This window comes from Enterococcus gallinarum NBRC 100675 (genome assembly GCF_001544275.1).
Taxonomy (GTDB): domain Bacteria; phylum Bacillota; class Bacilli; order Lactobacillales; family Enterococcaceae; genus Enterococcus_D; species Enterococcus_D gallinarum.
On the sequence record NZ_BCQE01000016.1, the window covers coordinates 15,280 to 38,152 of the forward strand.

37 protein-coding genes, 1 tRNA gene and 4 pseudogenes are annotated in these 22,873 nt (G+C 34.7%); 34 read left to right on the plus strand and 8 right to left on the minus strand.

Annotated features, from left to right (window positions below; translation table 11 throughout):
* Positions 1-46: 46 nt before the first annotated feature.
* Together EG2_RS10350 and cdiI are read left to right on the plus strand one after the other, a co-directional pair.
* Complete coding sequence (locus tag EG2_RS10350) at positions 47-562, plus strand: CdiA family toxin C-terminal domain-containing protein (RefSeq protein ID WP_060814689.1); 516 nt, start codon at positions 47-49, stop codon at positions 560-562.
* Between the two features lie 18 nt (positions 563-580).
* Positions 581-952 carry a ribonuclease toxin immunity protein CdiI gene (cdiI, locus tag EG2_RS10355; RefSeq protein WP_197709213.1) on the plus strand — a complete coding sequence of 124 codons (372 nt, stop codon included), beginning with the start codon at positions 581-583 and terminating at the stop codon, positions 950-952.
* Between the two features lie 87 nt (positions 953-1,039).
* On the opposite strand, the gene EG2_RS19610 is transcribed toward cdiI, so the two are convergent.
* The gene (locus EG2_RS19610; RefSeq protein ID WP_169824157.1) at positions 1,040-1,261 is read right to left on the minus strand and encodes a hypothetical protein; all 222 of its coding nucleotides are present in this window, start codon (positions 1,259-1,261) and stop codon (positions 1,040-1,042) included.
* A gap of 149 nt (positions 1,262-1,410) precedes the next feature.
* Between EG2_RS19610 and EG2_RS19615 the strand changes: the two genes are divergently transcribed.
* The 6 genes from EG2_RS19615 (at position 1,411) to EG2_RS10380 (ending at position 4,990) form a co-directional block, all read left to right on the plus strand.
* Complete coding sequence (locus tag EG2_RS19615; RefSeq protein WP_255210078.1) at positions 1,411-1,560, plus strand: hypothetical protein; 150 nt, start codon at positions 1,411-1,413, stop codon at positions 1,558-1,560.
* Between the two features lie 952 nt (positions 1,561-2,512).
* Entirely contained in the window at positions 2,513-2,863 is a 351-nt protein-coding gene (locus EG2_RS19165; RefSeq protein ID WP_060814691.1) for a hypothetical protein, read from the plus strand.
* 57 nt (positions 2,864-2,920) lie between these two features.
* Entirely contained in the window at positions 2,921-3,229 is a 309-nt protein-coding gene (locus EG2_RS10370) for a hypothetical protein (RefSeq protein WP_060814692.1), read from the plus strand.
* A gap of 9 nt (positions 3,230-3,238) precedes the next feature.
* Positions 3,239-3,478 (plus strand): hypothetical protein, encoded by a 240-nt coding sequence (locus EG2_RS18410; protein ID WP_082709555.1) that lies wholly within the window; start codon positions 3,239-3,241, stop codon positions 3,476-3,478.
* Between the two features lie 25 nt (positions 3,479-3,503).
* The gene (locus EG2_RS10375; protein WP_255210079.1) at positions 3,504-4,118 is read left to right on the plus strand and encodes a hypothetical protein; all 615 of its coding nucleotides are present in this window, start codon (positions 3,504-3,506) and stop codon (positions 4,116-4,118) included.
* A complete protein-coding gene (locus tag EG2_RS10380) occupies positions 4,043-4,990 on the plus strand; it encodes an ISLre2 family transposase (protein ID WP_255210083.1) in 948 nt (315 codons plus the stop codon). Before EG2_RS10375 ends, EG2_RS10380 begins: the two co-directional genes overlap by 76 nt.
* Here EG2_RS10380 and EG2_RS10385 read toward each other — a convergent pair.
* Positions 4,943-5,335: a DUF2513 domain-containing protein gene (locus tag EG2_RS10385; protein ID WP_060814693.1), complete on the minus strand. Its 393-nt coding sequence runs from the start codon at positions 5,333-5,335 to the stop codon at positions 4,943-4,945. The genes EG2_RS10380 and EG2_RS10385 overlap by 48 nt on opposite strands.
* A 68-nt stretch (positions 5,336-5,403) precedes the next feature.
* On the opposite strand from EG2_RS10385, the gene EG2_RS10390 reads away from it, so the two are divergent.
* Together EG2_RS10390 and EG2_RS10400 are read left to right on the plus strand one after the other, a co-directional pair.
* Positions 5,404-5,712 (plus strand): DNA-binding protein, encoded by a 309-nt coding sequence (locus tag EG2_RS10390; protein WP_255210080.1) that lies wholly within the window; start codon positions 5,404-5,406, stop codon positions 5,710-5,712.
* Between the two features lie 246 nt (positions 5,713-5,958).
* The gene (locus tag EG2_RS10400) at positions 5,959-6,135 is read left to right on the plus strand and encodes a hypothetical protein (RefSeq protein ID WP_156424236.1); all 177 of its coding nucleotides are present in this window, start codon (positions 5,959-5,961) and stop codon (positions 6,133-6,135) included.
* A gap of 188 nt (positions 6,136-6,323) precedes the next feature.
* On the opposite strand, the gene EG2_RS10405 is transcribed toward EG2_RS10400, so the two are convergent.
* A complete protein-coding gene (locus EG2_RS10405; protein ID WP_060814696.1) occupies positions 6,324-6,599 on the minus strand; it encodes a hypothetical protein in 276 nt (91 codons plus the stop codon).
* A gap of 77 nt (positions 6,600-6,676) precedes the next feature.
* Between EG2_RS10405 and EG2_RS19170 the strand changes: the two genes are divergently transcribed.
* From EG2_RS19170 to EG2_RS10485, 21 genes and pseudogenes are all read left to right on the plus strand, one after another.
* Positions 6,677-6,826, plus strand: coding sequence for a hypothetical protein (locus EG2_RS19170; protein ID WP_169793132.1), 150 nt, complete (start codon positions 6,677-6,679; stop codon positions 6,824-6,826).
* Entirely contained in the window at positions 6,819-7,040 is a 222-nt protein-coding gene (locus tag EG2_RS10410) for a hypothetical protein (protein WP_060814697.1), read from the plus strand. The genes EG2_RS19170 and EG2_RS10410 overlap by 8 nt, the downstream gene beginning before the upstream one ends.
* 44 nt (positions 7,041-7,084) lie before the next feature.
* Positions 7,085-7,231, plus strand: a complete 147-nt coding sequence (locus EG2_RS19620) for a hypothetical protein (RefSeq protein WP_249024329.1) — start codon at positions 7,085-7,087, stop codon at positions 7,229-7,231.
* Between the two features lie 47 nt (positions 7,232-7,278).
* Positions 7,279-7,491 (plus strand): hypothetical protein, encoded by a 213-nt coding sequence (locus tag EG2_RS19625; RefSeq protein WP_249024328.1) that lies wholly within the window; start codon positions 7,279-7,281, stop codon positions 7,489-7,491.
* A gap of 12 nt (positions 7,492-7,503) precedes the next feature.
* Positions 7,504-8,247, plus strand: coding sequence for a hypothetical protein (locus tag EG2_RS10420; protein WP_060814698.1), 744 nt, complete (start codon positions 7,504-7,506; stop codon positions 8,245-8,247).
* 95 nt (positions 8,248-8,342) lie between these two features.
* Positions 8,343-8,681, plus strand: a complete 339-nt coding sequence (locus EG2_RS10425) for a hypothetical protein (RefSeq protein WP_060814699.1) — start codon at positions 8,343-8,345, stop codon at positions 8,679-8,681.
* Positions 8,682-8,763: 82 nt separating this feature from the next.
* The gene (locus EG2_RS10430; RefSeq protein ID WP_255210081.1) at positions 8,764-9,312 is read left to right on the plus strand and encodes a host-nuclease inhibitor Gam family protein; all 549 of its coding nucleotides are present in this window, start codon (positions 8,764-8,766) and stop codon (positions 9,310-9,312) included.
* Positions 9,313-9,314: 2 nt separating this feature from the next.
* Positions 9,315-9,980, plus strand: a pseudogene (locus EG2_RS10435) (AAA family ATPase).
* 109 nt (positions 9,981-10,089) lie between these two features.
* Positions 10,090-10,599 (plus strand): annotated as a pseudogene (locus EG2_RS10440) (DUF669 domain-containing protein); the annotation flags it as partial.
* A 49-nt stretch (positions 10,600-10,648) separates the two neighbouring features.
* Positions 10,649-11,575 carry a DnaD domain-containing protein gene (locus EG2_RS10445; protein ID WP_060814700.1) on the plus strand — a complete coding sequence of 309 codons (927 nt, stop codon included), beginning with the start codon at positions 10,649-10,651 and terminating at the stop codon, positions 11,573-11,575.
* On the plus strand, positions 11,565-11,858 hold the full coding sequence (locus EG2_RS10450; RefSeq protein ID WP_225585851.1) for a hypothetical protein: 294 nt from the start codon (positions 11,565-11,567) through the stop codon (positions 11,856-11,858). The genes EG2_RS10445 and EG2_RS10450 overlap by 11 nt, the downstream gene beginning before the upstream one ends.
* Positions 11,855-12,220: a hypothetical protein gene (locus EG2_RS10455; RefSeq protein ID WP_060814701.1), complete on the plus strand. Its 366-nt coding sequence runs from the start codon at positions 11,855-11,857 to the stop codon at positions 12,218-12,220. The genes EG2_RS10450 and EG2_RS10455 overlap by 4 nt, the downstream gene beginning before the upstream one ends.
* Positions 12,221-12,373, plus strand: coding sequence for a hypothetical protein (locus tag EG2_RS18835; RefSeq protein ID WP_156424237.1), 153 nt, complete (start codon positions 12,221-12,223; stop codon positions 12,371-12,373).
* 296 nt (positions 12,374-12,669) lie between these two features.
* Positions 12,670-12,795 carry a hypothetical protein gene (locus tag EG2_RS19630; RefSeq protein ID WP_255210082.1) on the plus strand — a complete coding sequence of 42 codons (126 nt, stop codon included), beginning with the start codon at positions 12,670-12,672 and terminating at the stop codon, positions 12,793-12,795.
* 76 nt (positions 12,796-12,871) lie between these two features.
* Positions 12,872-13,416, plus strand: a pseudogene (locus EG2_RS19385) (phage antirepressor KilAC domain-containing protein); the annotation flags it as partial.
* Between the two features lie 629 nt (positions 13,417-14,045).
* Positions 14,046-14,450: an ArpU family phage packaging/lysis transcriptional regulator gene (locus EG2_RS10465; RefSeq protein ID WP_071870171.1), complete on the plus strand. Its 405-nt coding sequence runs from the start codon at positions 14,046-14,048 to the stop codon at positions 14,448-14,450.
* 332 nt (positions 14,451-14,782) lie between these two features.
* Complete coding sequence (locus EG2_RS10470) at positions 14,783-15,319, plus strand: hypothetical protein (RefSeq protein ID WP_060814703.1); 537 nt, start codon at positions 14,783-14,785, stop codon at positions 15,317-15,319.
* Positions 15,320-15,336: 17 nt separating this feature from the next.
* Positions 15,337-15,528, plus strand: coding sequence for a hypothetical protein (locus EG2_RS10475; RefSeq protein ID WP_060814704.1), 192 nt, complete (start codon positions 15,337-15,339; stop codon positions 15,526-15,528).
* Positions 15,529-15,581: 53 nt separating this feature from the next.
* Entirely contained in the window at positions 15,582-15,806 is a 225-nt protein-coding gene (locus tag EG2_RS19955; RefSeq protein WP_071870170.1) for a terminase small subunit, read from the plus strand.
* On the plus strand, positions 15,779-16,063 hold the full coding sequence (locus EG2_RS10480) for a hypothetical protein (RefSeq protein WP_060814705.1): 285 nt from the start codon (positions 15,779-15,781) through the stop codon (positions 16,061-16,063). The genes EG2_RS19955 and EG2_RS10480 overlap by 28 nt, the downstream gene beginning before the upstream one ends.
* A complete protein-coding gene (locus EG2_RS10485) occupies positions 16,050-17,045 on the plus strand; it encodes a hypothetical protein (RefSeq protein ID WP_060814706.1) in 996 nt (331 codons plus the stop codon). Before EG2_RS10480 ends, EG2_RS10485 begins: the two co-directional genes overlap by 14 nt.
* A 264-nt stretch (positions 17,046-17,309) precedes the next feature.
* Here EG2_RS10485 and EG2_RS10490 read toward each other — a convergent pair whose 3' ends face one another.
* Both EG2_RS10490 and EG2_RS10495 read right to left on the minus strand, forming a co-directional pair.
* Positions 17,310-17,807, minus strand: a complete 498-nt coding sequence (locus EG2_RS10490; protein WP_060814707.1) for a hypothetical protein — start codon at positions 17,805-17,807, stop codon at positions 17,310-17,312.
* 75 nt (positions 17,808-17,882) lie between these two features.
* Complete coding sequence (locus EG2_RS10495; RefSeq protein ID WP_071870168.1) at positions 17,883-18,758, minus strand: hypothetical protein; 876 nt, start codon at positions 18,756-18,758, stop codon at positions 17,883-17,885.
* Positions 18,759-19,253: 495 nt separating this feature from the next.
* Between EG2_RS10495 and EG2_RS10500 the strand changes: the two genes are divergently transcribed.
* Together EG2_RS10500 and EG2_RS10505 are read left to right on the plus strand one after the other, a co-directional pair.
* Positions 19,254-20,114 (plus strand): hypothetical protein, encoded by an 861-nt coding sequence (locus tag EG2_RS10500; protein ID WP_060814708.1) that lies wholly within the window; start codon positions 19,254-19,256, stop codon positions 20,112-20,114.
* Positions 20,115-20,116: 2 nt separating this feature from the next.
* Entirely contained in the window at positions 20,117-20,440 is a 324-nt protein-coding gene (locus tag EG2_RS10505; protein ID WP_060814709.1) for a hypothetical protein, read from the plus strand.
* Between the two features lie 132 nt (positions 20,441-20,572).
* On the opposite strand, the pseudogene EG2_RS18420 reads toward EG2_RS10505, so the two are convergent.
* The 3 genes and pseudogenes from EG2_RS18420 to EG2_RS10515 all read right to left on the minus strand — a co-directional run bounded on the left by EG2_RS18420 (position 20,573) and on the right by EG2_RS10515 (position 21,488).
* A pseudogene (locus EG2_RS18420) lies at positions 20,573-20,950 on the minus strand (PH domain-containing protein).
* Positions 20,951-21,190: 240 nt separating this feature from the next.
* Positions 21,191-21,388: a CsbD family protein gene (locus EG2_RS10510; protein ID WP_060814710.1), complete on the minus strand. Its 198-nt coding sequence runs from the start codon at positions 21,386-21,388 to the stop codon at positions 21,191-21,193.
* Between the two features lie 26 nt (positions 21,389-21,414).
* Positions 21,415-21,488 (minus strand) — tRNA-Ile (locus EG2_RS10515).
* Positions 21,489-22,084: 596 nt separating this feature from the next.
* Between EG2_RS10515 and EG2_RS10520 the strand changes: the two genes are divergently transcribed.
* Entirely contained in the window at positions 22,085-22,552 is a 468-nt protein-coding gene (locus EG2_RS10520; RefSeq protein ID WP_060814711.1) for a hypothetical protein, read from the plus strand.
* Positions 22,553-22,873 lie beyond the last annotated feature (321 nt).

A 22,873-nucleotide genomic window follows, 5' to 3' on the forward strand; every position in this document is an offset into this window, starting at 1 on the left:
AATAGCTAACAAAACCTAGCTGTATTTATTGTACAAAAGTTCATTATTGGAAAAAGAAGTGATTCAATATTGTCGCTTCTTTTTCTTTCTACATCTAAAATTAATTTATAGCCCAGAGAAAGCCAGTGGGGTTGATGATATATTTAAGAGAACTCCTGAAATTGAAAAGCACTTAAAATATACAGATTTTAGTGTTCCTAGAAAACGAGGAATTGGTGGAGCACATAACAGTGAAGAATTCTTTAAAAATGATGTTAAAGTTATAAAACAAACATCAACAGATGTTCCAGGAGTGAGTGTTCTAGAGTATCAAATTCCAGAGCTAGACGCAAAGGGATTACCTACTGGTAACTACAAGAAAACTATTTTCAAAAAATCAATATATGATCCGTCTATTATTTCAGATGATGAGTATATAAGACGAGGTTTAGAAGCAGCAAATGATGCTATAAAAAATAATAATGGTAGTATGCCTAGAGAATGGGTAGGAAAAGATAGTTCTGGTAAAGCATGGAGAGGATTTTTTAAAGACGGTAAAATTGATACAATTTTCCCAGATTAATTAAGGAGTGGATAACTGTTGAAAGAAAGAATTAAAGAGAATCAACTAATAAGTGAAAGTCACTTTCCCGTAAAAATTATTTTTAATGAAATAGAAAACGAATGCTTTCTAGATGTTATTAAGGTGGTATGTAACGGAGAAGGTTTTGGAGTAGAGGCTGGTGCTTGCTTGTTTCCAAATGATTTAGACGCCTATGATATTGCACAAGGAAATGGATTTGTTGGTGTTGAATTTGGATTGTACAGTGGAGAAGAGATAGTAATCACTTATAAAGAATTTTATTTCTATTTAGAAATTATTTGTGAGTCATATTTAATAGACTTTCCAGAGGAAAAAGAATTTGTTAAAGAGAAATTGAGGAACTATAGAGAAATATATAGTATAAAATAAAAAGTCACTTTACTATCTGGTTGGAGTCGGATAGTAAAGCCTTGGCTAGTAAGAAAGAAGCTCACTAATCAAGCTGCTAATAAAAAGCTATTTATGTAAAGAGTATAAGAACTGAAGTTGAAAAAAGAAGCGATTTAAAAGAGAAGGAGTGAGAAAAGATGGAGATGATGGATGATAAGAAATTTTATCGACAGATGGAACGTTTAAAACAAGAAACATTTTAGGAATACTTGTCTCATTCCTATCGTTTTTTTGCTTTTGTTCCACTCCTATGCTTCCTTGATTTTTTAATTTATCCACATTTTTCATGGTGGTTCATTCTAAAATTATTTTTATTGGTGTTTTCTTTATTCATTTATGTCTATTGGATGTATGTTTTTTATAGAACAATTTCTCTTCTCTTTCTTCGATTATTTTTTATGTATGCCGTATGTAATAGTGGATTCATGATGATTGTCATGACGAATTTCTATCGAACCTATGGGGAAAAAGTAACTTTTCTTTATCATTTTATTGGTGCAGTTGTTTTTGGAATGATTGTGGGAATCGTCTATGCAGGGTGTTCTTATGAACGAATAAAAGAATATTTAAGATATAATAATAAGTAAGGTGAATGGGCGTTGGATAATGAAAAAATCGAATGGTTTATTCCTACAAAGTTTTGATTAGTAGAGAGGCAGTAAGAGAAAAATATGAGTTGTATTCGTAAAAAAACATATGATGTTCCAATTACATGGCTATACGTATAATCCGTATGATCTGATCAACTATACAATCAAACTTTCTCTAAGAAAAATGACATTGACGATAAGTAAAAAAGATGGAAGTCCATTTTCCGCAAATAAATTGAGGAGGACTTAGTCTTTACTGTATCAATTATATATTTTTGAATGATCATTTATATTTATACACAATGTTTGGATAAATTTTGAAAAGATAATAGCTTTTATTAAATATTTTAAACTATCTAACTATCTGCACTTTTTGTCAAATAAGATAGAGTGAGATAAGAACATCTAAGGTAGAATCCTTTTTCTACTTTAGATGTTTTTTGCTTTATCTGAAAAGAGAAAGACCGTGGCATTTGCCACGGTCTTTTTTATGCGCAAGCGCATGTGTTCAGGCACCCGGGCCTGAAGAATCGGCTCGTTTTTCGGAAGTACTAACTTGTTTGATTCTCAGTTCCCAAAGAAGTGAATGTTCAAGCGACTCTAATCGTATATCAGTCATTCGGCTAGTATAACCTAAACCATAACCTGCCAATTGCCAAGGGTAAAATGCACGCTGCGCGCCCTTGGCAACCGTCAGAACATGGTTTCGAGACGGTTATGCCGAACGACCGATATACGAAAAGGGACGTTAAAAAGCATTCCACTTTGATCTTTGAAAACTGAAAACCAAAATCAAACAAGCAGGGCTTTGTCTAAAAACGAGCCGAATCAAGACCTTGGGGATTGCACCCCCAAAACCCCTGCGCCCCCGACGCAATGCCGAAAAGGTTGGGGGAAAGGCTCAAATCCCAAAGAAAACAAAAAAATTTATTTTTAGGAGGAATCAACTATGATCACACAAACAAAAAACACACCATATCAAGTCGGAGACATCTTTTATAGCTCTTGGGGCTATGAACAAACCAATGTTACTTTTTGGCAGATTGTGAAATTAACAGAAAAAACCGCTTGGTTTCGACCAGTAAAAAAGCAGATCGTCAAAACATATACTTCTATGAGTGGTGAAACAATTCCAGTACCAAATGAATTTATCGAATATCCGCTCGCAAGAACAAAAGATAGCATTATTAGAAAACGAATCAATTCAGCGCTATATCCTAATGAGTTATATGGTAATCGCAGTTGGGACACTTTCTATCGCTATAATGGTCAACCAGTATATGAAAGTAGCTACTATTAAGGGGCGTAAGCCCCTTAACCGAAAGGGAAAATGATCTATGAATAAGAGAGAAAGCTAATGTCAAAAACAAAACCTATTGTTGACTGTTATGATCGAAATACCCAGGAGTATTTAGGATCTTTTGTACAAACGAATGAAAATATCATTAATTATGTCGCGAGTATTCCACCTTACAAAAATATTTTGCTCGTTAATTTTGGAACAGATGACACAGTGCTTACTACGATCGGCAATTTTCTGGACTATGTGCCAGATCAAAAATGGTTAAAAACAATCTTGCCTCAACTGATTGAAAAACAAACTGGAAAACTACCGATCGAAAAAGTCAATATTTTTGATCGGTATGAAGATGTTATGAAGAAATGAGGGAAAAAGATGTATCAATTTTCAAATCGCGAGTGTTTTAATGGGAGATATTTGATTCCAGTCAATCAGTTCAATCAGCACCATCATTGGCCGCCAAGCCATGTAAAATGTGATTGTTCCGAGTTGGCAGAACACCAAATAAGAAGAAATCGAGGGAATTTCTATCCAACCTATATTTTGGAATATTCCAGCTGTAAAAATAAGTATCAATTAATACGAGGCACAAGGCAGTTTGAATGCCTTTCTTAGAAAAAAGTCTTTATCTAGAGGTGAAATGATGGAATTGGAGGAGTATGTTGATCGTTATATTGAAATCATTAAAACAGGTGTGACTCGTCTATATCCTGAATGTGATTTGACGAGTCGGCGCTCCTTGAATCTTTTGCATAATGAGTATTTGCTTGCGGTACAAGAATATGATTGTTACGTAGCCAAGCACAAACATAAACCAGACTATCATGTGTTGATAGAGTATTTTGAAGAATGGAGAATCAATCGTTCAGAGTTGTTTCAGGAAAACGAACGAGTGATCTCAGAACAAGATTTTCTTGAATACTATTTAAATGATGTAAAAAGTAGCAGGTTATTGAAAGCTAGTGAATACACAGAAGAAGATTATCGGTTTATTTTGAAGCGTGAAAGATACTTAGCAAGCCAAATGTTCAAAAATAATTGCCCTGGCATATATGGGTATCAAGAGTTAAATATTCGTCAGTCGAAAAAAAGACAAGACTATTGTTTAAACGTATTAAAAAAACGATTTGAGATAGATTGTGCTGATTTTTATGTAGGAGTGTGCAGTTCTTGTTTGGCGTGCTTACGTATACAAGAAAATCGGTTGAAAGAAACGGACACATTATTTACCCGATTGATAATTTGCTTGGTTTAGAGAGATATGATCGCTATTCCTTACGAACAAAATACGCCTTGGCAGAGTTAAGTATGGTAACTTCTTACCGGAAGGCGTCAGAATTGATTGAGGTGGTTGGTAATGTTCAAGCCTCAAAAGATACCGTCATGAAAGTTGTTCATGAATACGAGACAAAATACAAAGAACATGAAGCATATCTAGAAGAATATGGCACAGAAGGAAAGTGTAAAGTGGACTATCTTTATATCGAAGGTGATGGTGTGTTTGTAGGTGGCAAAGATGGAACAAACAAAGAATTGGCACATTTTATCGTTCACGAAGGAATAGAGACAAACGGTCAACGGAAAATGACTAAAAACCTCAAACAATTTGTCGGTTTAGGTCATCAGAAAACATTGAATCATGTAGAAAATTATTTGTATCGTACCTATGATATGAAAAACACCGTTATTGTGACCAATTCAGACGGTGGAAAAGGGTATAGCCAAAAAACGTTTAAAAGTCTTTTGCCAGTAGTAAAAAGACATGAACACTTTTTAGATCGTTATCACATCTCATTGAAATTAGAGCAACGTGTCTTTGTACCAGAATTAATTCCTGTTTTTCAGAATGCAATCAATAATTATTCTACTATAGATTTGCAATGTGCCTTAGATACACTAGAATCGCATATAGAAACCAAAGAACAAGAAACTCATGTCAAAAAGTTAAGAGCGTATTTGCGGCGAAATTGGAAAATTATCAAGCCGTATCACTTGCGCGAGTTATCAGGTGAAAAACAAGGAATCGGTATTATGGAGAGTCTACACCGAATCTTGACCTTCCGGATGAAACGCACGAGTTTAAAAAATGAGTTTTGCTATGAATTTAGTAATTGTTGCTGGCGTTAGCGGAATGCCTTCATCCTTAAGAGTTGATTTCAATTTCTTTATGAATGTCGGGTCATTTAAAGTTTCTAGATATTGATATCCATTTGTGGAAAGACCGTTAAATAAGTAGATGGTACCCTCCATCTTAGTTTTACGTTTAATGGCTTTGACTAGTCCATCATCAGTTAAGTTATCAAGAACTTCAAAAGTCGCTCGAACGAGTAAATCACTACTAACACCCTTCTTTAGTTTATTCTTGATGAGTGGCTCATCATTTATCAGTTTCATGAAATCTTGTGTTTGTTCTGGATGTTTTTCTGCAATAACTTTTAGGCAAGTTTTATAAAGCTCGAAATAATCAATCATAAATTTAACCTCGCTTTCAAAATGATTTTATCAAGAGGTGAGGAACAAAACAACTATCATAGGAGGGGGTGAACGACTTGTCGATTTTGCAAATTAATGAAATAGATCTAAGCCCGAAGTTGCAAGGAGTAGTTAAAAAATTAGCAGCTGAGGAAGGAAGAAAACAAGCAGAAGCATCTATTGAGGCATTAAAAGAAAAACTATCGATGCCTCGTTATATGAATTTTACGCAAGCTGCTAAATACATGAATACTAGTTACAACACCTTAAAGTATGTATTTATTAAAAAGAAAGGCTTACCGGTAGTAATTATTGAAGGTTATGAACGAATTTGGCAATCAGATGCTGATGAGTTTCTTGAAAAATACAAAAAATAATTATCCTAGCGTGGGGCAAGGATTAGGAGGGGAATTGATTGTCTTACACACTAAATCAAGAGTTACTTATTCGTAACCTTGTCAAAGAAAAAGTTAGAGACATTCATCAACTCTTGCACGATAAGAAAAGCGTGTTAAGTGATAGATAGCTTGAAATTGCTAGAAGAGAGCTTATCAGTATCAAGAGCTACTTTATCAAAACCGATTGAATCAGCAAATGGAAATGAGGTGAGGAGAATGAAAAAAATGGAACTCGAAGTAAATGCCGTAGTAGAAACATTTGAGCAAGCAAAAGAACTCCTAGCCGACCTAGAAGTTCTATGTGAAAAATATGATATTGCCTTTAGCATCAATAAGAATAACTACTTGGTTACTTTAGCAGGTTTATCAACAGACGAAACTGTATCAAAAACAGTCTTGTAATAGCATCTAACATGTTCAATGTCGATTTGTGAGTGGCTTGCTTTGACATCAATACGTCTATTTAAGTGTTCAATATACGCTTTGGTCAGTTCCAGAGAAATCTCCTTATCAGTCATACTCATATTTTTCACCCCCCTATAAGATATTTCAGTCTGTCACCCTGATAAGGAAATTATACGACAAAATAGCTATGAATTTTGGAAATAGTTATTTTCTAAAATCTCATATCCATCGGGCAAAACACTTATGAAGAGACAATAAAATCTACCATTCGGCAAATAACCAACTTCACTATCGATAAGTTTTTTTGCAGTTAAGAACAATAAAGCGTTCTCAATTTCTTCGCGAGAATAGGAAAATAAATATGGATGCTGGAAGAAAGTGTCAGCTTTTGGATGATCTCTAGGAGCAAAAGATTCAGCAACCGCAAGAACATCATAAGCAATTACAGGAATTTGTTTCATAGAATCACCTCCCCATTAATTATAATAAGTTAATTTTGGGACGTAAATATTAAAAACTAATAGATGGAGGAGAGTAAATGTCAAAAGAAAAACTAGATTTTATCACAACGGTATTTCCACATGCTGAAAAGATAATTCAGTATGCGACAGAAGATAACTTAGAAAAGTTATTTGAACAAGCGCAACAAAAAGTAAACTACGAGTTGACGGAGGCGCAGTTTGAATGAAAAAAATCTACTGGGTACGGCGGACCGCATTTATCTTAACGATTTTTGCGTTAGCGCACTAATCACAGGACAAGTACCAATGTGGGTTAGAATCGGCTATCCAACAGCTGCCATGTGGTTGATGATGATTTATGATGAGGCATTATTTGAACTGAGAGAACAAAAAGAGCCTACACCGTTTTCCGCCAGTGTAAGCTCAAAAAATGAAAAATGAAAAAGGTAAAAAAATTATAGCACAGCTAGGAGGAAAAAAACAAAATGGCTAAAAATATTAATGTTCCTTTGAGCGGGATCAGCGATGGAAGGTTACAAGAACGATTTGATTTTGAATTGGCTCAGGTAATCAATAACATTCATGATCCTAACACAGACCCAACAAAAAAAGAAAAATTACTATTGATTTAACGATTATTCCTGATGAATATCGAGAAGATATTCTCATTGATTATCAGGTGAAATCTAAGCTAGTCTCTAGAGATTCGCTGACATCGAAAGTCATCATCGGTCAAGACGAAAAAGGAAAACCTCTTGCGAATGAGTTGAAAAGCGGACAAAGAGGGCAAATGTATTTTGACCCCGAAGATTCCGAATTGAAAGATGATAAAGGAACTCCTGTTTCAGAAATTGAAGAAACAGATAAAATTAAAAAATTTAAAACCAATTAGGAGTGAATGAAAATGACAGAACAGTTAAGAGATGCGTTGGAATATGCAGTGGAATTACGTGAAGGGCAAAAAGTAGTTTATGAGCAAGATCAAAAAGTATTCTATGATACGACAAAAGCTCGTTTAACTGAACTTGATCCAATCAAACGTGCAGAAACGCTGACAGTTAATTCGTTATCAGGGCTTGTAGGGTATTTAAAATCGAACATTCGTACTCTTGAAAGTGATACGAAGCTACTTGTTCACGTAGAAAGTCCAACAAAGGTAGTTGTCTATTCTTCACTCGATACAGACCGCAAGCGTGAAAGTGTGATTCAAACAAATGCATTATTAGATGTTTTTCCATATGGACGTTTTATGAACTCAGAAGATTTTATTATCAATGTTCAATCACTTATTCAGCGTGATCTTGATGCAGAAGCAATTCTGGCTTGTGCGAGCTCGATTCGGATTGAAGGCGGTGGCGATTTGGTTGATAACGGAATCTCTCAAACCGTTACAGTCAAAGAAGGAGCTGCGACTTTAATAAAAGCAGAAGTACCTAGTCCTGCTGAATTACGTCCGTATCGCACCTTTTTAGAAGTCGAACAGCCTTCAAGTCCTTTTGTATTTCGAATTGATAAAATCGGCAACTGTGCCTTGTTTGAAGCAGATGGTGGTATCTGGAAACACACGGCAATGGAGAATATTCACGAATTTTTGAATAGTGAATTAGATGAATTACTTAAAGAAGAAGTAGTAACCATTATTGCGTAAGAACTATTAAGGAAAAAAAGTGCTCACACCAGTTTCCGCTAGTGTGAGCCAAACAAAACTACAACAAAAAATCTATACAAAGGAAGTATAACAAAATGAACGAAAAAATTCAAAGATTAATTGAGGAACTAGCAGAAGAATGTCGCAAAGAAAAAGTTGGCTTGTCCTTAGCCGTGCTTGATGCTGAAGGAGAAATGGCATTAGCGCAAGCAGGTCCAGAATCACTTGTGTCAATCGCTACTCTTGAACAATATAACCATGTAAAAGAAGAATTAACCGAATTGGATTGCGACTGTCCGAAACACCGTATGTTAAAAGAATTATACGGCATCGAAATGGAAAATACTCCGAAAAAAACGCATACATTCGTGATAGACAACCCAAACGATGTGCTTGATATTATTTCACGTGCTTTGCGAGGTGAGTTTAAATGATTGATTCATTTGAGAGTGCCTTAGATCAGTATTTGACTACACCTGGTTGGGGACAGCCGACTCCAAAAGAGGAGGGAGAATCTTGCTGAATGCTCTAGATGCTTATGAATTAAGAGAATTGGAAAGAACCACTTTTTCTGAAGAAACATTTCCATGGACGATTGATAGTCTAAAAAGTGCTAATTGGGCCTTACGTAAAATTGCTGTTCTGAAGAAAAAGAATGATGAGATCCATCAACTTGCGGAAAATGAGCGTGAACGTATTGCTGAATGGGAAAAGAAGGAAACATATACTAATCAAGAAAGTATTGCATTTTTTGAAAGTAAATTAGCAGATTACTTGCACGAACTTCGAAAAAATGATCCAAAAGCGAAAATTAAAACACCGCATGGAACGGTGAGTACACGGAAACAACCGGACTCATGGGAATATCGAGAAGATGTATTGGATACATTGAAAGAACTAGAGCTAACTGAATTTATCACGATCAAAGAATCAATTAATAAAGCAGAACTCAAAAAAGCAGTTCGAGTGTTAGAAGATGGCCGTGTCATTAGCCCTGATGGAGAACTGATTGAATCCATAAAAGTTATTGCGCAAGGTGAGAAAGTTATCGTGAAGGAGGCGTAAAGATGAAATTCTATCCGAATGGCACGATTCCTGAACAAGCGAATATGTATTTTGTTTACGGTGATGGAGGTACAGGAAAAACATCTTTGACAAAGTAATTTAAAGGCAATATGTGGATGATTACCTTTGATAAATCGACCAATCCCATTCGAGCAGACAAGGATACTTCTATAACTGTAATAGAAGAACAAGATGCACCTATCATTCAAAGATTGGTAGAAAAAGCGATTCGAAAGGTGATCAGTAGCACAGAATATGAAGTAATCATTTTAGATAATGTTACCGCATTACAAAACCTAGTATTAGAAAATATCGATGGTGCATCAAGAGACGGACGACAGAACTATCAAAAATTGCAACTATGGTTCAGGCAGTTAGGAATGTTGCTAAAAGAAAGCAATAAAACGATCTATGAGACAGCACATCAAGTAGACAATGGGGCTAGCGGGTTAGATGGTAAAGGGCGTTTTAGTCCTGACATGAATGAAAAGACATTCAATGCCTTTACCTATATGTTTGATTTAGTGGGTCGTATCTATATCGAGGGTGGAAAGCACTTGATCGATCTTGACCCTGAAAATGGTAATCACGCTAAAAATTGTATAGACGACAGAAAACTTATCGAAGAGAATGAACTAATCAATAATCATCAAAAAGAAAGGATTTAAAATGACATTATTTGTAGTTGATTCACAAAATACATTAGGAAAATCAGTGAGAGAAGCAGGGAGTTACAATGTGACTATCCTTCATGATTCAGAATAAAAAAAGACAAAAGAAACGCAAAGTGATATGGCAGTATTTAATTATGAAGTGATGGACGGTAAATATAAAGGCGGGAAAATCCTCTATGACAACATTGTCTGGGATAACAACGATATAGAACTGTCTGTTAAACGATTCAATACAATTTTAGCTGCAGTAGGTATTCTTGATGGAACAAGGATTGAGAGTATCGAACAGCTTGTTAATGGATTAAAAGGGAAAACACTAAACATCACTGTAGATTGGAAACATAGTGAATACAATGATCGTTGGAACTTATCTGTTAAAGGGTATAACAAATTCGACCAAGAAGGAAGTAAACCCAATGGTGTGGAACGACCAAATGGAAAGCAAATGAATCAGAATCGGCCAAATGAGATTAATCAGGCGACAAATCAAGTAACTCATAGTAACAGGATTCAAGAATCATTACCTGGTATCGATCCGTTAGCTGATACCAGAAGCTTTGCGAATGGTGGTTTTAATGGTGCAACAGTTACAGATGATGATTTGCCATTTTAATGTAGTGAGGGAGTTTATCTCCCTCTGATTAGGAGGAGTCGTTTAAAGAATGGCTATATATAGACAACTCCATACTACGTTTTGGAAAGACAAGCGAGTGGGCGAATGGAGTAGAGAACAAAAATTATTTTTCATGTATTTACTAACCAATGATTACACTACCCAGTGTGGCGTGTATGAATTTAACCGAAGATACGCGAAATTTGAACTAGATATGACTGCCGAAGAAATAAAAACAAATATTGACTTCCTCGTCAGCGAAGGCCGGATTGCCTTTAATGAAAAGTCGGAAGAGTTGATGATCGTCAACTGGCTCAAATACAACAGCGCCAGATCTCCTAAAGTGGCGGCAGTGATTGACAAGGAATTGAAGGAGATAAAGACACTTGAATTTGCGGAAACAGTCATCATGAAGTGTCAAGAGTATGGATATCCTATCACAACAGAAAAACCAAAAGAAAATACCGTATCGATAGGGTATGGATACGTTATTGATACGATATCGCAACCAACACAACACATAACCAACACAGAACCATCACCATCATCAGCACAGAGTGCGCATGGCGCGCGTGAGGATACTGTGGCTGTGGTTGGTCCAAACCCGTATCAGCTTTACCAAGAAGTGTTTGGTGTGCTAAACAGTGTAGCGGCTGAGGAAATCAAATACTGGGTGCAAGACCTTGGTAAAGAAATGGTTTGCGAGGCAATGAAGCGTGCAGCATTCAAGCAAAAATCATGCGGCTATGCGAAGGGGATTATGCAAAAGTGGGTAGCCAAGAATATCAAAACCATGGCACAGGTAAAAGCTGACGATGTGCGCCACGAAAACCAGAGTAGCTATACCAAACAAGCAATCCACACCGAACCAATCCCAGAATGGCTAGATGATCCAGAAGGATACAACGCCCGGAAAGAAGCGGAAATCATGGAACGATTACGAAAAGAAGCGGGGGACGATCCATTTGGAAATTGATCAATTAAACCGAATCACTGTAATTAAGCAAATCTACACTGCATTAGACCCTAGTCACAAGAACTTGATGGAAAATGTTAAGCGAATCCTTGATAGTGATCAGCCAGAAGAGGTCCGCTTTCGAATCTTCATGGTGATGTATCGCCATACTCGAATTAGCTTGGGCAAAGTATCAAAGATGCACTATGGCGAATTTCTCACTGCCGGAACTACTGAATCCATGTGGCAAGAAGCAAAGTTGCTATATCGAGGACTGATGGCAAGAAAGGAGAAGACCGGATGAAGCAAGCAAAGAAAACTCAATCGTCTCGATCCACCTATCAAAAACGGTTTTTACGTCAAAAAATCAGTGAATTGACCTACTTAGAAGGTTGGGACAATGATCCAGAGATTGTGGAGAAAGTCCAACGGCTGAGCAAAGCACTAGAACGAGTGGGAACACAAGAAAAACAGTTGTCTAGTGATCAACCGATCTGCACGATGGAGGAACTGAGTGTAAATAGTTATATACAGCTAAAAAAACAGGGCTATCTAGACTGTGAGATCAAGTATATTTTCAATATCACCGCATATGCTTTAGCTCGATGGAAGAAATCGCTCGGATTAACGAAAGGCGTCGTTCGTGATTTGTTAGAGGTGATGTAGATGGGCCTGAGACAATACAGAGTCGATTATGTGGATTGGAAAGGTCGCCATGCGGTGATGTATTTGCACGGCTACAGCTACTCAGAAATTGAACAACAAGCAATGGTTGCACAGGGTGTGTTCAAAATAATGAAGATTACTGTGAGTCAGTAATTGACAGAAATACAAAATTAAGGAGAGCAATATGCGTAAACCAATGAGTTTAAATCAGTTTAAAGAACTTTTGGTGCACATCAATAAATTCCATAAATTAGGAAATTAGGAGTTGGTGCGTTTACGGTAATATTTACCGTATGCGTGATTGTTGGTAAGAGTTTGGATAAAAAAGAGCATGATTTTATTGGGGAAGACGAAATCAAAGATCAAAAAGAAGAAGCGGAAGCTGTTAGAAAAAGCCCAAATGAATGGGACTGTGAACAATAAATATTGGAAGAAGGAGAAGAAAACAGATGGAAACGCAAAAATTTGAAAACAATTTGTTTCAATTAGTTGTTAAAACATTGAACGGTGAATCACTATTTAATGTCGAGACAGTAGCAAGAAGTTTAGGTTTTACACAAATAAAAAAATGGTAAAGAATATATTCGATGGGAGACAGTTAACAAATATTTGAGAAAATATCTTTCCCAAAAAGTTTGGAAAAATGATTTTATAAGTGAACCAATGGTTTATAAACTTGCATTTAAAGCCAATAACACTTTAGCCGAAAAATTTCAGGATTGGCTTGCTACCGAAGTGTTACCACAAATTAGAAAAACAGGTGCCTATATGAATGTACCTCGCTCATTTGCAGAAGCTTTGCGTTTAGCAGCTGATTTGGAAGAAGAAAAACAGATGCTTGAACAGAAAGTTGCAGAATATGAACCGAGAATCACTTATCTCGATACAATTCTAGTATCGAAAGATGCAGTGACTACCTCACAGATTGCAGCGGATTATGGAATGTCAGCAGTCAAATTGAATAAGTTGTTGCATCAATTAGGTATACAATGATAAGTAGGCGGTCAATGCTTACTTTACAAGAAGCATATGAATTGCGGATATACAAAATCTCACACGAGCGAAATTCTTCAAACGGACGGAACGATAAAAATTGTGATGAGTACCAGGTGGACACAAAAAGGAAGGCTGTTTATTTATGATTTGTGAAAGAAGAAGGCTATTATCCTCAAATGGATTTATGGGAAACGGCATAAAAAAAACGAACCTTCTACTTGAAGAGAGAGTTGCTTTTTGAAAAAACAAAGAAGTAGAAGGTTCGAAAAAGGTTAGTATAAATAGCCGTTGTTGTCTTAAGAAAAGAAAATTATTAGGATTTTAGATACCCTAAAACTAACCTTTTTTATTAGGATATAGGATTTTATAAAAAAATCAATAGTATTTTATAATTAAAATAAAAACGAATCCTCTGCTTCAGTGCTGGTGTGAGAACAAAGGACTCGAAAAGGCTAAGAAGGTAACATGCTAACTAAGAGCCAAAAAAAAGTAACATAGGATTAATTCTTAACCTTTTTCTTTAGAATAATATAAAAAATAAAATTGTCAATATTATTTTATCAATCAAAAAACGAACCCTCCATAGTTGATTGGGTGTTTCAGGGACTACAAAGGATTCGAAAAGGCTAAAAAGGCAACAAAATCTTAGCTATGAATGTTCAGAAAAAAGTGAACTTAGGATCCAGAATTAGCCTTTTCTTTTAGAATAGTATATAAAATAAAATTGTCAATGTTTTTTTATAAAAAAGACAGCCGACCACTGGCTGCCTGTACATAGAATATTGAATGGTATCAAAAATCTTTTTTCATTATACCATATCTTGGAGTGATTGTAGTGATTAAAGAAGCTGATATCAAACAGACAAAGGCAAATGCAAAGGATATTTTAAAACAGTATCGTGGATTAGAACGCAAGGCAGGACGAAGTCCGATCGATATTCGCTCTCCTTTTCTAAATGATATGCCTAAAGCACCTAAATACGAGAATAGGGTTGAAGATGCAATGATCCAAAGCATCGAAATAAAAGAAAAAATCCAAGCAATTGAATATGCATTAAGTCGGTTGGGGTTAATGAGTAAACAGGTATTATATTATACATATTGTGTAAGAGATGTAATGACAAATGATGAGATTGCAGACAATTTAGGCGTAGCGACTCGCACATTGAATCGCATGAAGTCGGAGGCATTGTTAGAGTTTGCCGATGTATTCGGAATCGTTGCTTATCGATGAAAATTTTGGCGTAAATGGCGCAAATTTGGCGTTTTTGGCGTAAATTTGGCGCAAATTGTTCGGTTTAAGATGGTATTATGATAGTGTCGAAAGAATTAGAGAAACGGTGATCGGGCTACTCACACTAATCCAAATACCGAATTGGGGCTAATCCCTCATTGCTCATTCTTCTTAATTTGAATAGAAAGACAGCACGTTAATTTAATGGAGGTGACTCCTCTTTTCAAAATTCGCCTGTGCTGTCTTTTCGTGTCCGAAAATGTTGTAATGTTGAAATAATGTTTTAGGGGTGTTAAAATAATTATAGGATAAAAAAATATAGAAGACTTGGTATGAAAAAGTTGTTTATTGTATCGCTAATTGTTTTAGTATTAGGGGGAACGATTTCATCAAGTGGAGTTGCAGTTGCCACGGAGATAGATAGCCAAGGACAGAATACAGTTATCGATAAAGACAAAGGCTTAGAAAATATTGTAGTGTACAAAGATGAAGATGGAAGTACAGTTGTTAGAAAATATGAAGATGAATACTATAATAGTCCCACTACTTTTGTAAGAGCTAGTACAAGTGTAACAAAATGGGGTAGTTGGAAATATACGAATATTGCAGTGTCCACAGGTGTTTTAGCTAATGCAATAAATGCTGCTTTTTATGCTGGTGGTGCGGCTGCTATCTCTATGTTTGGTATTCCTGGGTGGGCAATTGCAGGCTTGTTGGGTGTAACAAGTTGGACAGAGTTTGGTTCAGCTCCAGGAAGAGAAATTGCCAAAAAATGGGATACGAACAAAAACGAATGGGTTGGTTTCTATATGAGAAAAGGTTACAATGCTAACGGTAAGCATGTGGCAACAGAATATAAAACCAAATAGCAAGTAGGTGAAGACTATTGTATAGAAAATGGGTTTCTTATACACGAGAACATCCAATTGTCAGCATTTTGATTGCTGTGGTGCTTGGTAGTGTTTTAGGAATATCAATTGAGTATTTAGTCAATAAGGATATTCGTTTTGAAGGATTGCTAGGATTAGTTATTGTAACTTTAATACAACTTCAAATTGTATCAAAGTCAAAAAAATAAAAATAATATGAAAAGGCATCTGATTTCAGGTGTCTTTTTTTATTGAAAGGAGTGTGATTTTAAATGGTTATGAGAGGCCCTACAAGACAACAGAAACTTTTCGTAGATATAATTACCTTAAAAACCGAAAAAAGAACCAGACGCAGGCCGTCATTGAAGCTGGCTATAGTCCTGCATCTGCAAGCTCACAAGCTTATCAACTCCTTCAAAATCCTATAGTTTTAGAATATCTTGAAAACGAGAAAAGCAGTTGGAAAAGCAGTTGGAAAAGGAATTGAAACGTGAGTTTTTCTTTGATGCTATAGATGCTCGAAAAGCATTATCTGATATTGTCAATAATCCGGAAAGTAAAGATGCAGATCGGATTATTGCAGCGAAAGATTTGCTTGATCGTGCTGGCTATAGAGCTGTAGATGTACATGAAATTCAATCAACCATAAATATTAATGCAGATGGTTTAACAGATTCAGAATTAGAAGAGCGTATTGCTGAGCTAGAAAGAGAACTAAGGATAGCAAGTGATGATGATGAATAAAATACAAAAATATCAGTATCTGAAAGAATTGAAGCAATTAAAACGAGAGAAGTTGCTACGCAAAGCGCGTGATGACTTCTTTTCTTATTGTCAATTACGGATACCTGACCTCTATAAGAGTAACAGGAAATATTTGAAAGATCTTTGTCAGGAGTTTGAGGAATTCATGAAGTCTGATGACGACATCATGCTGCTCAATCTGCCACCACGTCATGCGAAATCAACGACTGCTGGCCGTTTTGTTGAGTGGGAACTTGGCAGAAATCCCAAATTAAGAGTTGCTATTGGTTCATATAACGAAGATATGGCAACCGATTTTTCAAAAGACGTGAGGGAAAACATCGCTGAAGAAAGAGTAATAGATGATCAAATTGTTTATACGGATATCTTTCCAAAAGCAAAATTGAAACAAGGATCAGCAGCAGCTAAACGTTGGGCGCTACAAGGAAGCAAGCTTTCTTATCTGGCGACATCACCAGGAGGAGCCGCAACTGGTAAAGGATTTGATTTACTCATAGTTGATGACGTAATCAAAGGGATTGTAGAAGCAACTAACGAAAATGAACTACAAAAGCATTGGGACTGGTTCACAAAACAAATGCTTTCTCGTGTTGAAAAAGGCGGGAAAATTATAGTCATTATGACTAGATGGCATTCGAAAGATCTGGCAGGACGCATCATTGATGAGATGCCTGCGATGGGTTATAAGTTACGCGTCGTTATAAAAAAAGCCCTTCTTAACGAAGAAACACATGAAATGCTTTGCCCAGATATTTTATCTTATGAAGATTTCAAAAAGAAACGTGCGGCAATGGGGACGGCAATCGCAAATGCGAACTATCAGCAAGAACCGATTGACCAAAAAGGACGGCTTTACCAAAAGTTTCAGACATATGATAAATTACCTGACAATATCATTAAGGTTTGGAATTATACAGATACAGCCGATAAAGGAGAAGATTACTTATCATCACCTGTTTGAGCTGAAACTTCTGACCACAAAGCCTATTTGATTGATGTACTTTATACAAAAGAACCTATGGAAATAACCGAAAATGCTCATGCGAATATGATTATAAGGAATAAAGTGAATCATGTACGAGTGGAAGGGAATAATGGTGGTAGAGGTTTCAGACGAAATTCTGAACGCAAAGCAAGAGAAAACGGAAGACGTATTGACTACTGAGGAAGATTTTATTAAGAACAGAAAGAAATAGCCCGTCTATATGGCGGGCTTAAACATTATTTATTCTTCTGGATAATCAAAAGGAATATCCGGATACGCAAAATTTTCTTTGATTATTTTTTTATTTCCAGTAGGATACCCAGAAGGTATTTCATAACGAAAGGAAAGATTGTTTCTAGAGGCATGGTAATTAAAAGAATATACTAATTCACAATCTTTAGGAGTAGGAATATAGTCATTAGGAACCTTTTTTCTATTATAAAATTTTCCGGTATTTTCGATATTTTGTTTCCATATTTTATAATCAGATTTCGTTGTAATAGTTTCGCTATAACCAGTAATAGATAAAATTCCAATGGAGTATTGCTCTCCATTCAACATAATTATTGCGTCATCTGGAATATTTTGAGATTTTAAGAAATGCGTAATTTCATTTTTCCCTTTTGTTTCAATTGTAAAACCTAATATTTCAAAATATATTACAAAACAAAAAAATAAAATAAAAGGAGATAACAGGAGCCATTTAAGACCTCGGAAATTTGGCTGTTCATTTTTCATTTTATATCCTCCTAGATTTCACAATTAATAACTTCCTACTTTATAAGGTTTATAATTACTTGTAAAGAGATCAGGCTAGGCGTTCGGAGCAATCATAGTCAAACCAGATGCATAAGTTTGTATGACAGGTGCTTTCCCACTACCATACCAATAAGCTTGAAAAACCATTTTAGAACAATAATTAGGGTTTGTAGTTAATGTACTTGATCGTAATAAGTAATCAATATGACGATTCTTTTTGTATCCTCCAGAAGAATTCCAAAAGGTATGATCGGCATAAGTTGCACATTTTTCTGCCATTCCTTTGTTAGGAACACGCCAGATTTGTAAATAAGAATCGATCATTGCATCTTTTTTTTGAAATCCTTGCTCTTCTTTTCTCCATAACCAATTTTCTTTATTGAATTGATGATTATTGTCTTTAATTCCTCCACCAAACCAGTTTGAGAAAAAGGGGCCTTTTGCTCCACCAGTCATTTCTAATATATAGTTATTACTGGTGGCAATTGCAGCATGACCAAATCCTTTTCCATCATTAACTAATATAATATCTCCTTTACGAAGATCACGCTTAAAACGATCCGCATTTTCTCGCTTTGAAGCGCGTTCTTCTGATTTCGCTTTTCTTTCACTAGGAGAGTGTCCTTCACCATCAGGGAAAGCTGCGTAATTTAAGATTTCCGCAAACCAATTATCATAGGAAGAATAATTAGGAAATAGATCTTTCATTTCTTCATAAGTCTCTTTATTCAACAGATAGTTTTCTCTACTGATTTTTCCCAAAGCAATTCCTTGTTCGTATAGTTTTTGTATATTGTCTTGTGGGGTTGGTGACTCAACAACAGATGAGATGCTTGTATCTTCTGATAAATCAGTTTTTGTTTCTTCAGCGCTAGCGGAAAAAAGAATAATGAGACTTCCTAAAAATAAACATGCGGCAGCAAATAACAATAATACTTTTTTGATCGTGACATTTTATCACTCCTTTTAAAATATTTTTTATTAGTATACGCCTACGATTTGTTTTTATGAATTCCCTTTCAATAAAATTAAAAAATTATAGAAAACGATTCCAGTTTCTATTGAAAAAAATTATTTTATGGTTTAAAATATGATTATCTAAAAAGTGTTCATTTATTCTTCTTTCAAAATCGCCCACTCTTCGGAGTGGGTATTTTTTATATGCAAATAGCCCGATTCGGCGGGGATGTACATAGAATAAAAACACTCATTATGCTATTTTTAATATTTATGAAAAAGATAAAAAAACAATTTGTTTGTATTTATTAGTGTGCTATAACTTAATTGTGAAGTTATCTCAGTTGGAAAGGAGTAAAAGAATGAAATATAAGCTTCAGAGTAGAAAAATATAAGTTGTTCAATGTTTTATTTCTTTTGAGACATGTTCTTCATTTGAGAATGGTTTATGAATTGGAGGTCGATTAAATGTATAGAAAAATAAAGCGTTCAATATTTAGTGTATTATTAGGACTATTATTGGTAGGCGGAGTGAAAGCATATGCATCTGAGATTACAGATGTAAGTACAATATATGATAATGCCGTAAAAGAGAATATTATTGATCCAACACTTTATCCTAAAAGTGATTGGCTTGATGATGAGAAGAAGTACATGCGACCAAACTATGATTTTTTTAAATCCAATATACTTGATTCTGTAAGCTATAACGAATGGTTAGAAATGAATAACTATGGTGTTATGAGTGATACAAAACTGCCTTTGCTACAAAATAAAAATTCTAACAGAAGACAGGCTCGGTCTGCACAAGACAATATTAATAAATTTTGTAAAGATGCTAAAGCTGGTGATATTTTAATAGTTAGTGGCAATTTTCCAACCGGTGTGATAGGTCATGCTGCGATAATGAATTCTGATAATACAGTGCTGGAAATGAGTGGCGGGAAAGGATGGGAAAAAGGAATTCCAGATAATAATCATCAATATTCAAAAAGGACATGGATTAAAAATCATATTAAAGATTGGACAAGCATATATAGAATATCAGATTCTAAATTAGCTAAAAAAGTTGCTAGGTATGTTGATACGCATTATTTCTCTTCAAAAGGTACTGCAACAAAAGATATTCATATTGATTATAAGATTGATTCACTTCTCAAAAATAAAAATCCAAATTATTGTTCAAAATTGGTCTATCAAGCTTTTTATTACGGGACTGGAGACTTGCCTGTAATGAAACCAACAATTCCTTGGGGTGTAATACCACCTGCAAATCTTCCAACAACCTTTTCGAATAGTTATAAACCAACTTATATAGGGAGGTATTAACTATGAAAAAAATGGTAGGAATAGTTCCTTTTCTATTATTGATTTGGCTGCATCTAGGCTATGGTACCTTTGGTAAAATATCTGTGTTTCATCAATCTTTTATGACCCTATCTAATTTTATGGATCGGGTTGTACAAAACAATCCTGCGTCAATATTAATTCTTTTTTTAGGAATTCCCGTTTTATCAATAGTTGGTTGTTATTATAGTCTTTATAATGTGAAGAGTAACTATCAAAAAATCATTTTTGGGGTTATGGTACTCGTATCAATTATTAGCTTTGGCTTCTTCCTACTTATTACGTTAATGGGGCTAGCAAATCAATAACGCATAGATAGGAAATAATAGATCTTCAACTGAAATAATGAAAACCCTCTTGTTCAGGATCGAGTGAGAGGGTTCTTTTTTAGCTATGATGTATTCCCAGAATATTTTATTGAGAAAAACTGCGTTGTTTAATTAATGCAACACAACAGAGGCTAATGCTTTTTGAACGGCAATAATATTTTTATCTTTACGGAATTGAAGTGCTTATGCTGGGAGCTCTGCGCTAGAGATTCATATTTTTAATGCAGTATCTAAATCAAAATGTCCACTAGTTTCAATAGAAAACCTGGAAATCGATTTGTAAGGAATTGATTTGTATTCTACTTTTTTACCAGATACTCCTTGTTTATCAACTATAATTAAGCGTTTATTGGTAAAGACTATCAAATCACGAACTAATTTAAATGATAAGTCAATTCTTTCATCTGCAGTCAGTACATCTTTCAATTTTTTCTACTGATTTGTCTGAAGTTAGGTTGTATTTCCCATTATTCCATCAAATAATCCCATCGTAACCTCTTATTCTTTGTGTCTTTTATTTTATAAATATTTTTAATTTTTGTAGATAGATAAGTTATGTATAATGAAACTTATCTAAAGAGAATTATGAGCTATTGTATTTGTCAAATTCATTTTATTGAACCTCACGTAATTAAAGTCACGTGAGGTTCAATGTGGTCATACTTTATTTAGTTTAAACACAGTTATTGATAATGAAAGTTACAGTCTTAAGAATAGAACTGCTATAAACTATTTTTTATCTAGTTTATCTTTTACGTCTTCAACTACTTCTTCTGTTTTTTCTTTTACATCAGAAGCAACTTCTTTAACTTTACCAATGGCTTGATCTAAAAGACCTTCTGCTTTTGTTTCTTTGTCATTGGTTACATCACCAGCAACTTCTTTCGCTTTGCCTTTGATTTTATCTGTTGTTCCTTTATCTGTCATTCAAATCACCTCCTCAAAAAGAATAATGGACCTTGCAGGATTTGAACCTGCGACCGGACGGTTATGAGCCGTCTACTCTAACCAACTGAGCTAAAGGTCCGGAATAAAATGAACGTTTAATTTCTTGAAATTTAAAAAAATATACCATAAAATATGGATAGGTGTTGGCAACATCACTTTATAATAAAAGTGGGCGGGATTGGGAAGCTTGGGGAAGTCTCCTTACTTTACCCGCCACTTTTTTATATTAAATAAGATAACATATTATAAAAAATAATCAATTGTATTTTGTGTATATAAGGTAAGAAAATTTTATGTAATGCCCCACACTAGATGAAGTTTTTTGACCCAGAACAAGCTTCTATTTGATATAATCTAGTTAAACATATATATCGAAAATATTGTTATATCGCTTTTATTTAGGAACTTTTAAAAACTTATTAAAAATGTTAGATAGCTGAACATGCAGATCCAGAAAAGACCTATTTATTAAGTATTCAGTTACTTGATAAAACAAATTATGAATATGTAGGATCGAATAAAAAACCATTAAAAAGAGAAAAAGAATTAGTGCTAGGAAAATCAGAAGGTGTTGTACACGTGGTTGTAAAAGCAAACAGTCCTATGCTCACCCATATCCAGCATTAAAAAGATGTACAAGTTTCTGCGTCATTAAAAGAAAAGGAGTAAGAAAAGATGGAAATGATGGATGATAAAAAATTTTACCAACAAATGGAACGCTTAAAACAAGCAACGTTTTGGAATTATCTGTCTCACTCCTATCGATTTTTTGCTTTTGTTCCATTCCTATGTTTGCTTGATTTTTTGTTCTATCCACATTTTTCATGGTGGTTTATTCTAAAGTTGTTTTTATTGTTGCTTTCTTTATTCATTTATTTCTATTGGATGTATGTTTTTTATAGAAGGATTGCTCGAAAGAGAACAATTTCTCTTCTCTTTCTTCGATTATTTTTTATGTATACTGTATGTAATAGTGGATTCATGATGATCGTCATGACAAATTTTTATCGAAACTATGTGGAAAAAGAAGTTCTTCTTTATCATTTTATTGGTGCAGTAGTTTTTGGGATAATTGTAGGTGTGATCTATGCAGGGTGTTCTTATGAACGAATAAAAGAATATTTAAGATGTAATAAAATGTAAGGTAAGTTTACGATGGATAATGTAAAAAATAGAATGGTTTATTCTTACAAAATTCTGATTAGTAAAGAGGCAGTAAGAGAAAAAATATGATGCATACTCGTTGAAAAATTATATTGTGTTTCAATTACATGGCTATATGTATAACCCGTATGATCGGATCAACTATACAATCAATCTTTCTCTAAGAAAAATGATATTGACAATGACTAAAAAAGATGGAAGTCCATTTTCCGAAAATGAATGGATATTTTTTGATCGAATTCTTTCCAATTTTTTTGAGAAATTAGAAGTAGAGTTCATACAAGAAAAAGAAATAAGAGG

Excerpts from the sequence above, each read along its gene's own strand:
- EG2_RS19165 (WP_060814691.1), top strand. The coding sequence starts at position 2,513 with ATGATCACACAAACAAAAAACACACCATATCAAGTCGGAGACATCTTT.
- EG2_RS19620 (WP_249024329.1), top strand. The coding sequence starts at position 7,085 with ATGGCTAAAAATATTAATGTTCCTTTGAGCGGGATCAGCGATGGAAGG.
- EG2_RS10500 (WP_060814708.1), top strand. The coding sequence starts at position 19,254 with ATGTATAGAAAAATAAAGCGTTCAATATTTAGTGTATTATTAGGACTA.
- EG2_RS10470 (WP_060814703.1), top strand. The coding sequence starts at position 14,783 with ATGAAAAAGTTGTTTATTGTATCGCTAATTGTTTTAGTATTAGGGGGA.
- EG2_RS10455 (WP_060814701.1), top strand. The coding sequence starts at position 11,855 with ATGAAGCAAGCAAAGAAAACTCAATCGTCTCGATCCACCTATCAAAAA.
- EG2_RS10370 (WP_060814692.1), top strand. The coding sequence starts at position 2,921 with ATGTCAAAAACAAAACCTATTGTTGACTGTTATGATCGAAATACCCAG.
- EG2_RS10490 (WP_060814707.1), bottom strand. The coding sequence starts at position 17,807 with ATGAAAAATGAACAGCCAAATTTCCGAGGTCTTAAATGGCTCCTGTTA.
- EG2_RS10385 (WP_060814693.1), bottom strand. The coding sequence starts at position 5,335 with ATGATTGATTATTTCGAGCTTTATAAAACTTGCCTAAAAGTTATTGCA.
- EG2_RS19630 (WP_255210082.1), top strand. The coding sequence starts at position 12,670 with ATGGAAACGCAAAAATTTGAAAACAATTTGTTTCAATTAGTTGTTAAA.
- EG2_RS10505 (WP_060814709.1), top strand. The coding sequence starts at position 20,117 with ATGAAAAAAATGGTAGGAATAGTTCCTTTTCTATTATTGATTTGGCTG.
- EG2_RS19615 (WP_255210078.1), top strand. The coding sequence starts at position 1,411 with ATGACGAATTTCTATCGAACCTATGGGGAAAAAGTAACTTTTCTTTAT.
- EG2_RS10510 (WP_060814710.1), bottom strand. The coding sequence starts at position 21,388 with ATGACAGATAAAGGAACAACAGATAAAATCAAAGGCAAAGCGAAAGAA.
- EG2_RS10405 (WP_060814696.1), bottom strand. The coding sequence starts at position 6,599 with ATGAAACAAATTCCTGTAATTGCTTATGATGTTCTTGCGGTTGCTGAA.
- EG2_RS18410 (WP_082709555.1), top strand. The coding sequence starts at position 3,239 with ATGTATCAATTTTCAAATCGCGAGTGTTTTAATGGGAGATATTTGATT.
- EG2_RS10420 (WP_060814698.1), top strand. The coding sequence starts at position 7,504 with ATGACAGAACAGTTAAGAGATGCGTTGGAATATGCAGTGGAATTACGT.
- EG2_RS10375 (WP_255210079.1), top strand. The coding sequence starts at position 3,504 with ATGATGGAATTGGAGGAGTATGTTGATCGTTATATTGAAATCATTAAA.
- EG2_RS10425 (WP_060814699.1), top strand. The coding sequence starts at position 8,343 with ATGAACGAAAAAATTCAAAGATTAATTGAGGAACTAGCAGAAGAATGT.
- EG2_RS18835 (WP_156424237.1), top strand. The coding sequence starts at position 12,221 with ATGGGCCTGAGACAATACAGAGTCGATTATGTGGATTGGAAAGGTCGC.
- EG2_RS10485 (WP_060814706.1), top strand. The coding sequence starts at position 16,050 with ATGATGATGAATAAAATACAAAAATATCAGTATCTGAAAGAATTGAAG.
- EG2_RS10520 (WP_060814711.1), top strand. The coding sequence starts at position 22,085 with ATGGAAATGATGGATGATAAAAAATTTTACCAACAAATGGAACGCTTA.
- EG2_RS19610 (WP_169824157.1), bottom strand. The coding sequence starts at position 1,261 with ATGAAAAATGTGGATAAATTAAAAAATCAAGGAAGCATAGGAGTGGAA.
- EG2_RS10445 (WP_060814700.1), top strand. The coding sequence starts at position 10,649 with ATGGCTATATATAGACAACTCCATACTACGTTTTGGAAAGACAAGCGA.
- EG2_RS10400 (WP_156424236.1), top strand. The coding sequence starts at position 5,959 with ATGGAACTCGAAGTAAATGCCGTAGTAGAAACATTTGAGCAAGCAAAA.
- EG2_RS19170 (WP_169793132.1), top strand. The coding sequence starts at position 6,677 with ATGTCAAAAGAAAAACTAGATTTTATCACAACGGTATTTCCACATGCT.